We start from the raw sequence: 13,696 nt of genomic DNA on the forward strand, positions 1-13,696 counted from the left end.
GCTGCGCACTAGTGGTTCGTCGCAGCGAGTTCGCGCTCGACAGCCGCCGTCAGGCGCTCTTCGATGGCCGGCACCTTGATCTGCTGGATGATCTCGTTCAGGAAGCCGCGGACCACCAGCCGGCGGGCCACCTCTTCCGGGATGCCGCGGGCCATCAGGTAGAACAGGTGCTGGTCATCGAAGCGTCCGGTGGCGCTGGCGTGGCCGGCGCCGGCGATCAGGCCGGTCTCGATTTCGAGGTTCGGCACGGAGTCCGCGCGGGCGCCGTCGGTCAGGACCAGGTTGCGGTTGGCCTCGTAGGTATCGGTGCCTTCTGCCTCCTTGCGGATCAGGACGTCACCCACCCACACGGTGTGCGCATTGCGGCCCTGGAGTGCGCCCTTGTAGAGCACGTTGGACTTGCAGTTCGCCACGGCGTGGTCCACGAACAGGCGCTGCTCGAGGTGCTGGCCGGCGTCGGCGAAGTACAGGCCGAACAGTTCGACTTCCGCCCCCGGGGCGGTGAAGCGTGCCGACGGCGTGACGCGGACGAGGTCGCCGCCGAGGCTGACCACGATGTGCTTGAACCGTGAGTCGCGGCCGAGCTTTACCTGCTGGGAGGAGGCGTGCACGGCGTCGTCGTTCCATTCCTGGAGCGAGATGACGGTGAGCTGCGCGCCTTCCTCGACGACAATCTCCACGTTTTCCGAGACGACGGCGGTGCCCTGGTGATCCAGGACCACGACGGACCGGGAGTATTTTTCCGCCACGATCACGAGGTGCTGCGCGGACGCTTCGGTGCCTTGGCCGGTCAGCAGCACGGAGATTTCGCCGTCGGCCTGGACCTCGGCGGGAACCGTGATGACGGTGGCCTCGGAGAAGTTCTCCCAGGCGTTGGCTGAGACGCGGTCCTCGGGGATGGCAGCCGAACCGATCCGGCGGTCGTCGCGGCCGACGGTTTCCACGCTCACGCTGTCCGGGGCGGTGACGCTGACGGTCGGCGCGGCGCCCTTGAGGACGTCGGTGTGCAGTCCGCGGAGGCGCTTGAGCGGGGTGAACCGCCAGTCTTCCTCCATGCCGGTCAGTGGCTTGAAGTCCGCCAGTTTGTAGGAGGTCAGGCGGCCGGCGCGTGAGCTGTCCGGAACGCCGACGCCGCCGCCGTGCGAGTGGGCCTTGACGGCCCCGCCCGCCAGCGGCGACTTGGACTCTGCGGCGTTCACCGGGGAAAGGCTTTCGCCTTCCTCGGTGAAACCGTTGATGAACGGCTGGGCCGAGGGCGCGCCGATGCGGGCCTTTTCAGTAGTGATGTCAGTCATTAACCGACCGATCCTTCCATCTGCAGTTCAATCAGTCGGTTCAGCTCGAGGGCATATTCCATCGGCAGTTCGCGGGCAATGGGCTCGATGAAGCCGCGGACGATCATCGCCATGGCCTCGTCTTCGCGCATGCCGCGGGACATCAGGTAGAACAGCTGCTCTTCGCTGACGCGTGAGACCGTGGCCTCATGCCCCATGGTGACGTCATCCTCGCGGATGTCGATGTACGGGTAGGTATCCGAACGGCTGATGGTGTCCACCAGCAGGGCGTCACAGCGGACCGTGTTGGCCGAGTGCTTGGCCCCTTCGCGGACCTGGACCAGGCCGCGGTAGGCAGCACGGCCGCCGCCGCGGGCCACGGACTTGGACACGATCGAGCTCTTGGTGTTGGGCGCGATGTGGACCATCTTGGAGCCGGTGTCCTGGTGCTGGCCTGCTCCGGCGAACGCGATGGACAGGGTCTCGCCCTTGGCCCCTTCGCCGACGAGGTAGACGGCCGGGTACTTCATGGTGACCTTGGAACCGATGTTGCCATCGATCCACTCCATGGTGGCGTTCTCCTCGCAGATGGCGCGCTTGGTGACCAGGTTGTACACGTTGGTGGACCAGTTCTGGATGGTCGTGTAGCGGACGCGGGCGCCCTTCTTCACGATGATTTCCACGACGGCGGAGTGCAGCGAGTCCGAGGTGTAGATCGGCGCGGTGCAGCCTTCTATGTAGTGGACGTAGGAATCCTCGTCCGCGATGATCAGCGTGCGCTCGAACTGGCCCATGTTTTCCGTGTTGATGCGGAAGTAGGCCTGCAGCGGGATGTCCACGTGGACGCCCTTGGGCACGTACACGAAGGAACCGCCGGACCATACGGCCGTGTTCAGCGAGGCGAACTTGTTGTCGCCTACCGGAATGATGGTGCCGAAGTACTCCTGGAAGATCTCCGGGTGCTCGCGCAGCGCGGTGTCCGTGTCCAGGAAGATGACGCCCTGGGCTTCCAGGTCCTCGCGGATCTGGTGGTACACAACCTCGGACTCATACTGTGCCGCGACGCCGGAGACCAGGCGGCTGCGTTCGGCTTCCGGGATGCCCAGCTTCTCGTAGGTGTTCCGGATGTCCTCGGGAAGGTCTTCCCAGGTGGCGGCCTGCTTCTCGGTGGACCGCACGAAGTACTTGATGTTGTCGAAGTCGATGCCGGACAGGTCGGCGCCCCACGTCGGCATCGGCTTGCGGTCGAAGTACTTCAGGCCCTTGAGGCGGAGGTCCAGCATCCATTCGGGCTCGTTCTTCTTGGCCGAAATGTCCCGGACGACGTCCTCATTGATGCCACGGCGCGCGTTGGCGCCGACGTCGTTCTTGTCGGCCCAGCCGTACTCGTAGGTGCCGATTCCGTGCAGCTCGGGATTCTTTTCCAGAATCTCCGAAATCACAGTAGAGTCAGCAACCTTGTTCTCTGATAGTTGGTCCGTCATCACGGCCTTTCTTGCAGATGGTTGGATACTTCGTCCAGGTTGTCCGGGGCGGCTGCCGGGCCGTGGGGCCCCTTGGCCGCCGGACGTCCTGTAGGTATGTGGGTCGTGCAGACGTGGCCGCCGCGCGCCAAGGTGGAGAGCCGGCGCACGTCGACGCCGACCAGCCGGGAGAATACTTCGGTCTCCACATCGCAGAACACGGGGAACTCTGCGGCCAGTTGCTGGATCGGGCAGTGGCCCTGGCAGAGCTGGACGCTGGAAAGCGCCGCCGGGAGCGGCGCCTTGGCCTCGATGGAGGCGGCCGATGCGACAAACCCGTCGCGGCTCAAGGCCTCGGACAGCGCCTGCGCGCGTGCCGTGATGTCGGCACCCGCCTCGTTGATTTCCGGGGCGTAGCGGCTTTCCATCGTGGCGAACCGCTCGACGGCGAACTCCCGGACCGATTCCGGACCGGCCATTTCGCTGAGGCGCCGCAGCGCGGACGTGGCGATGTCAAGGTAGTCGTCGCCGAGCGAGGACTGGCCCTGCGAGCTGAGGACATAGCGGCGGGCCGGACGTCCGGCTCCGGCACCGGCGCGGGCTGCCCGCTTGACCTCGATCACGCCGTCGCGCGAGAGGTGGTCGAGGTGGCGGCGCACGGCGGCGGGGGTGAAGCCGAGCAGCTCACCCAGTTCGGCGGCGCTGATGGGGCCGTGCTCCAGCACGGCGCCGAGGACGCGGTCCCTGGTGCGTTCCTCGACGTCGGCCGCCGGAAAGGCGACCGCGGCGGAAGCTGCCTTCGGTGCCATTTCCGCGGAGGCGCCCGACGGCGCAAGGCGCGGGTCGTCAGGTCCGGAGAGGGCAACAGAAATAGACGGGCTCATGGAATACACAACACAATCATGTCGTAATTTACTCCCGCGATCCAGTAAGGCATGGCTTCCCTCCGGCCATGGCAGCCTGATGCTCCAGTGCGGGTGCCGGCCCGCCGCGTACTACATCACGTAGAATGCTGTGGTGCGATCCCCCGAATCCCCCGTCCTGTCCATCAGCGGGCTAGTCAAGGATGTAGGCCCGCTGCCCACCCTCGACGGCAAGATGCTGCGGGTGGTCAGCGGCATTTCCCTCGTCGCCGAACGGGGGCAGATCACCGCGCTGCTGGGAGCCAACGGCGCCGGCAAAACGACCACCATCGAATGCGCCCAGGGACTGCAGAAACGCACCGCCGGCAGTATCAGCCTGCTCGGCCAGGACCCGGACACGGCCGGCGCCGGACTCCGGGCGCGGGTCGGCGTGATGCTCCAGGACGGCGGGCTCCCGCCGTCGGCCCGGCCGATTCCCCTGCTCAGGCACATCGCCGGAATGTACCAGGACCCGTGGCCGGTCGAGGACCTGATCCGGCGCCTTGGGATCGACAGCTTCAGCCGCACCTCGGTCCGCCGCCTGTCCGGCGGCCAGAAGCAGCGCCTCGCCCTCGCCGCTGCCCTGGCAGGGAACCCCGAGGTGCTCTTCCTGGACGAGCCGAGCGCCGGCCTGGACCCGCAGTCACGGCAGCTGGTGTTCGAGCTCATCTCGGAACTCCGCGACCGCGGCATGGGGATCATCCTGACCACCCACCTGATGGACGACGCCCAGCGCCTCGCCGACTACGTCTACATCATCGACGCCGGCCGGAATGTGGCCGAGGGAACCGTTGCCCAGCTGCTGCAGCATGAGCTGCCGCACGGGTCCGGCGAGCAGCGTGTCAGGACGCTCCTGTTCGAGGCCGAACCGGGGCTGGACTTCACCGGGGTGCTGCCCGACGCCGTCGACGTCAAGGAAGCCCGCGCCGGAAGCTACGCCGCCACGGGCGCCCTCACCCCGTCCGATCTGGCCGCCCTGACCGCCTGGTGGGCGGCGCGCGGCATCATGCCCACATCCATGAGCCTCGAAGCCCGCAGCCTCGAAGACGTCTTCCTGGACATCTCCGGAAGGGAGATCCGATGACCACCGTTCCTGGCAGTCCGTCAATGGACGGTCCTGTACTGGGCAGCGCGCCCGCGCCGCTGCTGCGCAGGATCCTGCTGCAGGGCAGGTATGAGACCGTCACGATGATCCGGAACGGCGAACAGCTGATCCTCGCGGTGGTCCTGCCGCTGCTGGCGATGGTGGGCCTCACGGTCACGCCGTTGCTGGACGGACTCGGCTCCAGCCGGATCAACGTCGCTGTCCCGGGCATCCTGGCCCTCTGTGCGATGTCGACCGCCTTCACCGGACAGGGGATCGCCACCGGCTTCGACCGCCGGTACGGCGTCCTCCGCTTCCTCTCCACCACTCCCCTGGGCCGCACCGGACTCATCGCCGGCAAGATCCTCGCCGTGCTGGCAGTGCTGCTCCTGCAGGTCCTCGTGGTCACCGCGGTGGCGCTGCCGCTGGGCTGGCGGCCCGATCCGCTGGGGTGGCTGCCGGGGCTGGCCCTGCTGGTGCTGGGCGCCGCGTCCTTTACGGCCCTGGGGCTGCTCGTGGCCGGCACCGTCCGGCCGGAGGCGACCCTCGCGATCACCAACCTGCTGTGGATCCTGCTGGGGGCCCTCGGCGGCATCGTCATCCCGGCCGAACGGCTGCCCGCCCTGGCCCAGGCCGTGGTGCATTTCCTGCCTTCCGGCGCGCTCGGGCAGGCGCTGAGGGATGCCTTCCTGCACGGCAGCGTCAACGCTGGTTCCGTGCTTGTCCTGCTGCTCTGGACGGCGTTGGCCGGCGGCGCAGCAACCCGTTGGTTCAAATGGAATTGAGAAAACTGTGAGCACGGCGTCACGCACTCCCCGGATCGTCTCCCGGATCACGTCCCGGCTGCCCGTCACCGTCGATCGGACGGTGAAGCGCCTGGCGGTGCTGTCCCTGATCGGCCAGATCGTCCTCGTGGTGACCGGCGGTGCCGTCCGCCTCACCGCATCGGGCCTGGGCTGCCCCACCTGGCCGCGTTGCACCGACGGCTCGCTGGTGAATACCCCGGAAATGGGCATCCACGGATTCATCGAATTCGGCAACCGGCTGCTGACGTTCGCCCTCGCCGCCGTCGCGGTGATGATGCTGGTCTACCTGTGGAAGCTGCGCAAGGAACGTCGCGACCTCTTCCTGCTCGCCTTTGGCCTGCTTGCGAGCATCCCGGTGCAGGCCATCATCGGCGGCATCACGGTGCTCACCGGCCTCAATCCCTGGGTGGTGGGCCTGCACTTCCTCGTCTCCATGGCGCTCGTTGTCCTGGCGACCCTGCTGGTCAACCGTGCGTACGGCCGCACCGGCAAAGCGCGGACCGCGGAACTTGCCGCGCTGCCGGGCGTCGCGCGTCCGGTGATGAACGCCGTCGCACTCTTCTCCGCCGTGGCCGTCTGCCTGGGTGTCATTGTGACGGGGGCGGGCCCGCACGCGGGCGACGCCGATGCGCCGCGCAATGACCTGGACTGGGATCTTTTCTCGCACATCCACGCCGTGCCGGCCTATCTGGTCACGGCCGGGGCCCTGTTCGGCTTATTCCTGGTGCTCCGTGGCCGGATTGCGGGACCGTTCCGCACCGCGGTGTTCCTGCTGCTCGGCGTCACCCTGCTCCAGGCCGTCATCGGCTTCACCCAGTACTACAACGGCATCCCCGCGTTGCTGGTGGGCGCCCACATGCTCGGCGCCGCGCTGCTCATGGGCGCCACCACCAACGCCGCAGACCTCGCCCGTTTCAGCCCGACGGGATTGACGCAGTCCAATAGAGTTGTGAAATAACCTGAGCAGCCGGTTTCCGGGCCCCCTGATGCGGCGCGGCCGGTGCAGGGCAGCGGGGCCGGTCCCGGGCAGAGGAGGGCGCTTTCGGTGAATGCGTTCGTGGAGAGCGTCCTGAACATCAGCCCGGGCCTGGCCTTCGCGATCGTGGGATTCCTGGTCTTCGCCGAGGACGCGCTGTTCATCGGATTCGTCCTCCCCGGCGAGACCGCCGCCGTACTGGGCGGCGTCGTCGCGAGCCGTGGCGAGGTCGCGCTGTGGGCCATGATGGCCGTCGTGGTCCTGGCCGCCGTCGTCGGCGACACCGTCGGCTACGAAGTGGGCAAACGGTTCGGCCCGAGATTGCTTGAATCAAGGCCCCTGAGGAAGCGGCGCGAGAAGCTGGACAGGGCGCAGGACTTGCTGCGGCGCCGCGGCGGTTCCGCCGTCTTCCTCGGCCGCTTTGTTGCCTTCTTCCGGGCCGTCATGCCGGCATTGGCCGGGACCTCACAAATGCACTATCCGCGCTTCCTGGCTTTCAATGCCGCCGGGGGCCTGGTCTGGGGTGCCGGCTGTGTGCTGCTTGGTTTCTTTGCCGGCAATTCCTATGAGGCCGTGGCCAGGATTGCCGGACGGGACATCACCGCCGGCGTCGTGCTGGCCGCCCTGGTCGCCGTCGTGATCTGGCGGATCCGCCGCGGCAGAAACAACGCGGGGTCACTTACGGCCCATCCGGAGCGCCGGGATGGGCCGTAAGTGACCCCGCGTTGCTGTTGCGCAGGAGCAGGGGCAGGGGCAGGGAACAGCTAGCCGCCCATGACGGCCGGACCCACGAAAGGATCGACGGCCAGGGCGATGAACAGCAGCGTCAGGTAGCTGATGGAGCCGTGGAAGACCTTCATCGCGCCCTTGTTGGAGACGTCCCCGCCCTGGGCGCGGGTGTGGAGCGCGTGCGATTCGTAGAGGAACCAGCCGCCGGCAACGACGGCGGTGACGGTGTAGACCCAGCCCGCGCGGCCAGCCGGAATCAGCAGCAGCGAGCACGCCACCATGGCCCAGGCGTAAAGGACAACCTGGACCGAAACGACCTTGGCGCCCGCGATCGCGCCGAGCATCGGCACGTTGGCGTTGCGGTAGTCCTCGCCGTAGCGCATGGAGAGCGGCCAGTAGTGCGGCGGTGTCCAGAGGAAGATCACCATAAAGAGCACAATGGCGGGCCATTGCACCGTGTTGGTCACTGCCGCCCAGGCAATCAGGACCGGGAAACAGCCCGCGGCGCCGCCCCAGACAATGTTCTGCGCGGTGCGGCGCTTGAGGATCATCGTATAGATGACCACGTAGAAGACGATCGCGCCGAGGCCCAGCCAGGCGGAGAGCGGATTGGCCCCGAACCAGAGGATGGCGATCGCTGCCGCCCCGAGCAGCCAGGAGAAGACGAGGGCTTCCCGCGGCGTGACCTCGCCCGTGACCAGGGGCCGGTTCTCGGTGCGGTGCATAAGCTTGTCGATATCGCGGTCAAGGTAGCAGTTGAAGGCGCCGGCGCTACCGGCCGCGAAGGCCCCGCCCACCAGCGTCGCCAGGATCAGCCCGACCGAGGGGAAGCCGCGCTGCGCGTAGATCATCGTGGGCAAGGTGCTGACCAGCAGGAGTTCAATGACACGGGGCTTCGTAAGCGCCAGATATGCCTTGGCTTTGCGGCCGAAGCCGGTTCTTCCCGGGATCGGGGAGGTGTTCAGCGGCGTTTCTGTTGTGCTCACGGTGGCAGTCACTCTGTTCTGTCTGGCTGTTCAGTCCGGCTGGTTTTCTCAACGCACATTGCATCGGGCGGGGTCCGCGCACAGCGCACGCGCGCGTCCTCGACCCCGTTGGAAGCCTCGACCCATCATACCGTGGTGCTCGCGGCGCCGGGGTCCGCCGCATGGCCGGGACAATGGTGCCGTGATTCCGGCGGGTTAACACGGGCTCACCACCCGCCGGGGCCGGCGGTGATTCATATAAGCGAAACTCCGGTCCATTAGGTGAGATATACGCCACCCGGAGGGTTGAATAGGGCTAAGCTGTCTGCAGATCAGCGCACAGGGGTCATAGCCTGAAAGGGCTACTCCCCTTATCTGCATAAGCTACCTGCACCAGTGCAGTTGCAGATGCGCCTGAGTGCAAGACAAACGTTTCGATGGTGAACGGCTGGTACGAACCGCAGCGGGCACCGAACTGTGCCCGGGCTGGGACCGGCCGTACTACCCGCCGTCAGCACAGAGAGGGGCCCGGTTTTCGTGCCACATTTGGAAGAGCAAGAACTGTCATGGACCACCTTGGACCAGCGCGCCGTGGACACTGTCCGGGTGCTGGCCGCCGATGCCGTGGAGAAGGTCGGCAACGGCCACCCCGGAACCGCCATGAGCCTCGCCCCGGCCGCGTACCTCCTCTTCCAGAAGATGATGCGGCACGACCCGGCGAACCCGGACTGGCTGGGACGTGACCGGTTCGTCCTGTCCCCCGGACACACCTCGCTGACCCTGTACATCCAGCTGTTCCTGTCCGGCTACGGCCTGGAGCTGAAAGACCTTCAGGCGCTGCGGACCTGGGGCTCGCTGACTCCGGGGCACCCGGAATACAAGCACACCGCGGGCGTGGAGATCACCACCGGACCGCTCGGCCAGGGCCTGGCCTCCGCCGTCGGGTTCGCGTACTCCCAGCGCCGCATGCGCGGCCTGTTCGACGCCGACGCCGCCCCGGGCACGTCCCCGTTTGACCACACGATCTGGGTGATTGCCTCCGACGGCGACCTGCAGGAAGGCGTGACCTCCGAGGCGTCCTCGCTGGCCGGGCACCAGGAGCTCGGGAACCTTGTCGTGATCTACGACGAGAACCACATCTCCATCGAGGACGACACCGACATCGCCTTCACCGAGAATGTCCTGGCCCGCTACGCGGCCTACGGCTGGCACACCCAGCGCGTGGACTGGACCCGGACCGGGGAGTACAAGGAGGATGTGGCCGAACTGCACGCCGCCCTCGTGGCCGCCAAGGCCGAGACGGACAAGCCGTCCATCATCTCGCTGCGCACCATCATCGGCTACCCTTCCCCGAAGAAGCAGAACACCGGCAAGATCCACGGCTCCGCCCTGGGCGCTGAGGAAGTCGCGGGACTGAAGAAGGTCCTCGGCTTTGACCCGGAGCGGTCCTTCCAGGTCGACGACGACGTCCTGGCCCACACCCGTGAAGCCGGCGCCCGCGGCGCAGCGGCCCGCCGGGCATGGCAGACCGGCTTCGAGGCCTGGCAGGCGTCCAACCCCGAGGGCGCCGCGCTGCTGGAACGCGTCGAAGCCCGCAAGCTCCCGGCCGAACTCGACGCCGCCCTCCCGGTCTTCGAAGCCGGCAAGGACGTCTCCACCCGCGCCGCATCCGGGAAGGTCCTGAACGCCATCGGCCCGGTCATGCCCGAACTGTGGGGCGGCTCTGCCGATCTCGCCGAATCCAACAACACCACGATCGAAGGCTCCCCCTCTTTCATCCCCGCGTCCAAGCAGACAAACGCGTGGAAGGGCAACCCCTACGGCCGGGTGCTGCACTTCGGCATCCGCGAACACGCCGCCGCCTCGATCGTGAACGGGATCAGCCTTCACGGGGGGACCCGCGCGTTCTCCGGCACCTTCCTGATCTTCAGTGACTACCAGCGCCCGGCGATCCGCCTCGGCGCCCTCATGGGCGTCCCGTCGCTGTACGTCTGGACGCACGACTCGATCGGCCTGGGCGAGGACGGCCCCACCCACCAGCCGGTGGAGCAGCTCGCCTCGCTGCGGGCCATCCCGGGCCTGGACGTCGTCCGCCCGGGAGATGCGAACGAGGTCGCCGTGGCCTGGAAGGTCATGCTCGAAAACCACGAAAACCCTGCCGGCATCGTGCTGACCCGGCAGAACATCCCCACCTACGCCCGCGGCGAGGGCGACGCCGAGGGCGACACCTTCGGCTCCACCGCGGGGGTCGCCAAGGGCGGCTACGTCCTGGCCGAGGCCTCCGTCAACGGCAAAACCGCCGGGCCGCAGGTCATCCTGATCGGCACCGGCTCCGAGGTCCAGCTGGCCGTGAACGCCCGCGAAGCCCTCCAGGCCGAAGGCATCCCCACCCGGGTGGTGTCCATGCCGTGTGTGGAATGGTTCAACAAGCAGGACGCCGCCTACCGCGACGCCGTCCTGCCAGCCGCAGTCAAGGCACGCGTCTCGGTCGAAGCAGGCCTGGCCCTGGGCTGGAAGGAATTCGTCGGCGACGCCGGCCGCTCCATCAGCCTTGAGCACTTCGGTGCCTCCGCGGACTACAAGCGCCTCTTCCAGGAATTCGGCATCACCGCCGAAGCCGTCACCGCCGCAGCCAGGGAATCCCTGGCCAGCCTCACCAACTGATCCGAACTTCACGCTTTCCGGGCCGCCGCCCCGACTGAAGGCGGCGGCCCCAGACTTCCAGGAGTTATGACATGACCACCACCCCCACCCAGCAACTGTCCGACGCCGGCGTCTCCATCTGGCTCGACGACCTGTCCCGCGGCCGCCTTGCCACGGGCTCGCTGCGCAAGCTGATCGAAGAGAAGAACGTCGTCGGTGTCACCACCAACCCGTCCATCTTCCATGCCGCCATCACCACCGGCCACGACTACGACGCTAAGATCCAGGAGATGGCGGCAGCCGGCGCCGGTGTCGAGGAGACCGTCTTCGCCATCACAACGACCGACGTCGCGGATGCCTGCGATCTCTTTGCCCCTGTGGCCGCAGCCACCAAGGGTGTCGACGGCCGCGTGTCGATCGAGGTGGATCCCCGCCTCGCCTGGGACACCGCAGGCACCATCACCGAGGCCAAGGAACTTTACGGCCAGGTCAACAAGGACAACGTCCTGATCAAGATCCCCGCCACCCTTGAAGGCCTCGAGGCCATCACCGCCACGCTGGCCGCCGGCATCAGCGTCAACGTGACCCTGATCTTCTCGCTGGAACGCTACCGCGCGGTCATTAATGCCTTCCAGTCCGGACTGGAGCAGGCCAAGGAAAACGGCCATGACCTCTCCACGATCCACTCCGTGGCCTCCTTCTTCGTCTCCCGCGTGGACACCGAAATCGACAAGCGCCTCAACGCCATCGGCACCGACGAGGCCCGGGCGCTGAAGGGCAAGGCCGGGGTGGCCAACGCCCGCCTGGCCTACCAGGTCTACGAGGAGCTCTTCTCCACCGAACGCTGGGGACTCCTCGCCGAAGCCGGCGCCCGCCCCCAGCGCCCGCTCTGGGCCTCCACCGGCGTCAAGGACCCGGCGTACCCGGACACCCTGTACGTCACCGGACTCGTCGCTCCCGGCGTCGTGAACACCATGCCGGAGAAGACCCTCGACGCGACCTTCGACCACGGCGTGGTCACCGGTGACACCATCAGCTCCGGCTACGACGACGCCAACACCACCCTCAACGCCCTTGACGCCCTCGGCATCTCCTACAACGAGGTCGTCGCCGTGCTCGAATCCGAAGGCCTCGACAAGTTCGTCGCCAGCTGGAAGGAACTCCTCGCCGATGTCGAGGCAGCCCTCGCCGCCGCACGGAAGGACGCCTGACGCACATGACGACTCTCAGCTACGACGCCACCGGCGCCGCCCGCCAGGCCCACGACCAGCACCTGCCCGCCCTGCTGGAGGACCGGGTTGCCACCCGGATCTTCGCCAAGGACGCCACCCTGTGGGGACCCGACGCCGAGGCTGAGGCTTCCGTCCGGCTCGGCTGGGTGGAGGCGGCCACCGTTTCCCAGCCGCTCGTGGCTGACATCCTGGCACTCCGGGACGCCCTGCGGTCCGAGGGCGTCACCCGGATCGTGCTCTGCGGCATGGGCGGCTCTTCGCTGGCCCCCGAGGTCATCGCCGGCACCGCCGGCGTCGAACTGACCGTGCTGGACAGCACCGACCCTGAACAGGTCGGCGCCGCCCTGGCGGACCGCCTGGCCGAGACGGCGATCGTGGTGTCCTCGAAGTCCGGCTCCACGCTGGAAACCGACTCCCAGCGGCGGATCTTCGAGGATGCCTTCACCGAGGCCGGCGTCGACGCGAAGAGCCGGATCATCATCGTCACCGATCCGGGCTCGCCGCTGGACAAGGCCTCCCGCGAGGCTGGCTACCGGGCAGTCTTCAACGCCGACCCGAACGTCGGCGGACGCTACTCCGCCCTCACCGCCTTCGGCCTGGTCCCCTGCGGGCTGGCCGGCGTCGACATCCAGGCGTTCCTGGATGAGGCCGAGGAAGCCGCCGAGGTCCTCAACGATGACTCGGAGGACAACATCGGACTGGCCCTGGGCACCGCGCTGGGCGGCACCAACCCGCTGCGCAACAAGATCGTGATCGCCGAGGACGGCTCGGGGATCGTCGGCTTCGCGGACTGGGCCGAACAGCTCATCGCCGAATCCACCGGCAAGCTGGGCACCGGCGTGCTGCCGGTCGTCGCCGGCCCGGCCTCGCCCGAGGCCACCCTCGGCGCCCCCGATGTGCTGGTCATCCGGCTCGTTGCGGCCGACGCCGACGACGTACAGCTCGGTGAGAACGAGGTCGCCATTGCCGGCGGCCTGCCCACCCAGATGATGACGTGGGAGTTCGCCACCGCCGTGGCCGGCCGCTTGCTCGGCATCAACCCCTTCGACCAGCCCGACGTGGAGGCCGCCAAGGTGGCCGCCCGCGGACTGCTCGACGCCCAGCCCGAACCGACGCCCGCCCGATTCACCGACGGCGCCATCGAGGTCCGCGGCGGCGACTGGCTCGGCACCTCGGCCACCGCCGCGGAGGCCGTCAGCGCCCTGCTCGCAGAACTCGGCGACGACGGCTACCTCAGCGTCCAGGCCTACTTCGACCGTCTCGCCTACGCCCCGCTGGAAGGCGTCCGGGACCAGCTGGCCGCGCTCAGCGGCCGTCCCGTCACGTTCGGCTGGGGCCCGCGCTTCCTGCACTCCACCGGCCAGTTCCACAAGGGCGGACCCGCGATCGGCGTCTTCCTGCAGGTGACGGCCTCGTCCGCCACGGATCTCGCGATCCCGGACCGTCCCTTCACGTTCGGCGAGCTGATCTCGGCCCAGGCCGCCGGGGACGCCCAGGTCCTGTCCGAACACGGCCGGCCCGTCCTCCGGCTGCACCTGACCGACCGCGCTGCGGGCGTCCTGCAGCTGCAGGACCTCGTCACTTCGCTGGCCGGCCAGGCAGCACCCTCCACCAAAAGCTAA

At 67.8% G+C, this 13,696-nt stretch carries 11 protein-coding genes; 7 read left to right on the forward strand and 4 right to left on the reverse strand.

What is annotated here, in order from left to right; all coding sequences use genetic code 11:
- Positions 1 to 8: 8 nt before the first annotated feature.
- From sufD to E5206_RS13025, 3 genes are read right to left on the reverse strand one after another with little or no spacing between them, the layout of a single operon-like run.
- Positions 9 to 1,295 carry a Fe-S cluster assembly protein SufD gene (sufD, locus tag E5206_RS13015; protein ID WP_136322852.1) on the reverse strand — a complete coding sequence of 429 codons (1,287 nt, stop codon included), beginning with the start codon at positions 1,293 to 1,295 and terminating at the stop codon, positions 9 to 11.
- Positions 1,295 to 2,758, reverse strand: a complete 1,464-nt coding sequence (sufB, locus tag E5206_RS13020; protein WP_136322853.1) for a Fe-S cluster assembly protein SufB — start codon at positions 2,756 to 2,758, stop codon at positions 1,295 to 1,297. Before sufB ends, sufD begins: the two co-directional genes overlap by 1 nt.
- Complete coding sequence (locus E5206_RS13025) at positions 2,758 to 3,546, reverse strand: helix-turn-helix domain-containing protein (protein WP_136324128.1); 789 nt, start codon at positions 3,544 to 3,546, stop codon at positions 2,758 to 2,760. The genes sufB and E5206_RS13025 overlap by 1 nt, the downstream gene beginning before the upstream one ends.
- A gap of 208 nt (positions 3,547 to 3,754) precedes the next feature.
- Here E5206_RS13025 and E5206_RS13030 point away from each other — a divergent pair, with 208 nt between their 5' ends.
- From E5206_RS13030 to E5206_RS13045, 4 genes are all read left to right on the forward strand, one after another.
- Entirely contained in the window at positions 3,755 to 4,723 is a 969-nt protein-coding gene (locus E5206_RS13030) for an ABC transporter ATP-binding protein (RefSeq protein WP_136322854.1), read from the forward strand.
- The gene (locus E5206_RS13035) at positions 4,720 to 5,508 is read left to right on the forward strand and encodes an ABC transporter permease (RefSeq protein ID WP_240689725.1); all 789 of its coding nucleotides are present in this window, start codon (positions 4,720 to 4,722) and stop codon (positions 5,506 to 5,508) included. Before E5206_RS13030 ends, E5206_RS13035 begins: the two co-directional genes overlap by 4 nt.
- A gap of 7 nt (positions 5,509 to 5,515) precedes the next feature.
- Positions 5,516 to 6,487 carry a COX15/CtaA family protein gene (locus E5206_RS13040; protein WP_136322855.1) on the forward strand — a complete coding sequence of 324 codons (972 nt, stop codon included), beginning with the start codon at positions 5,516 to 5,518 and terminating at the stop codon, positions 6,485 to 6,487.
- 87 nt (positions 6,488 to 6,574) lie between these two features.
- The gene (locus E5206_RS13045; protein WP_136322856.1) at positions 6,575 to 7,219 is read left to right on the forward strand and encodes a DedA family protein; all 645 of its coding nucleotides are present in this window, start codon (positions 6,575 to 6,577) and stop codon (positions 7,217 to 7,219) included.
- A 50-nt stretch (positions 7,220 to 7,269) separates the two neighbouring features.
- Here the strand turns inward: E5206_RS13045 and E5206_RS13050 are convergent, their stop codons facing one another.
- Positions 7,270 to 8,232 (reverse strand): heme o synthase, encoded by a 963-nt coding sequence (locus tag E5206_RS13050; protein WP_136322857.1) that lies wholly within the window; start codon positions 8,230 to 8,232, stop codon positions 7,270 to 7,272.
- Between the two features lie 513 nt (positions 8,233 to 8,745).
- Between E5206_RS13050 and tkt the strand changes: the two genes are divergently transcribed.
- The 3 genes from tkt to E5206_RS13065 all read left to right on the forward strand — a co-directional run bounded on the left by tkt (position 8,746) and on the right by E5206_RS13065 (position 13,696).
- The gene (tkt, locus tag E5206_RS13055; protein WP_136322858.1) at positions 8,746 to 10,863 is read left to right on the forward strand and encodes a transketolase; all 2,118 of its coding nucleotides are present in this window, start codon (positions 8,746 to 8,748) and stop codon (positions 10,861 to 10,863) included.
- A gap of 71 nt (positions 10,864 to 10,934) precedes the next feature.
- Positions 10,935 to 12,053 (forward strand): transaldolase, encoded by a 1,119-nt coding sequence (tal, locus tag E5206_RS13060; RefSeq protein WP_136322859.1) that lies wholly within the window; start codon positions 10,935 to 10,937, stop codon positions 12,051 to 12,053.
- Positions 12,054 to 12,058: 5 nt separating this feature from the next.
- Positions 12,059 to 13,696 carry a glucose-6-phosphate isomerase gene (locus tag E5206_RS13065; RefSeq protein ID WP_136322860.1) on the forward strand — a complete coding sequence of 546 codons (1,638 nt, stop codon included), beginning with the start codon at positions 12,059 to 12,061 and terminating at the stop codon, positions 13,694 to 13,696.

Source organism: Arthrobacter sp. PAMC25564, from assembly GCF_004798705.1.
Lineage (GTDB): Bacteria > Actinomycetota > Actinomycetes > Actinomycetales > Micrococcaceae > Arthrobacter.

What these genes read in the sequence shown, in the direction of transcription:
- sufD (WP_136322852.1), bottom strand. Translation starts at nt 1,295, where the DNA reads ATGACTGACATCACTACTGAAAAGGCCCGCATCGGCGCGCCCTCGGCC.
- tal (WP_136322859.1), top strand. Translation starts at nt 10,935, where the DNA reads ATGACCACCACCCCCACCCAGCAACTGTCCGACGCCGGCGTCTCCATC.
- sufB (WP_136322853.1), bottom strand. Translation starts at nt 2,758, where the DNA reads ATGACGGACCAACTATCAGAGAACAAGGTTGCTGACTCTACTGTGATT.
- E5206_RS13025 (WP_136324128.1), bottom strand. Translation starts at nt 3,546, where the DNA reads ATGGCACCGAAGGCAGCTTCCGCCGCGGTCGCCTTTCCGGCGGCCGAC.
- E5206_RS13035 (WP_240689725.1), top strand. Translation starts at nt 4,720, where the DNA reads ATGACCACCGTTCCTGGCAGTCCGTCAATGGACGGTCCTGTACTGGGC.
- E5206_RS13065 (WP_136322860.1), top strand. Translation starts at nt 12,059, where the DNA reads ATGACGACTCTCAGCTACGACGCCACCGGCGCCGCCCGCCAGGCCCAC.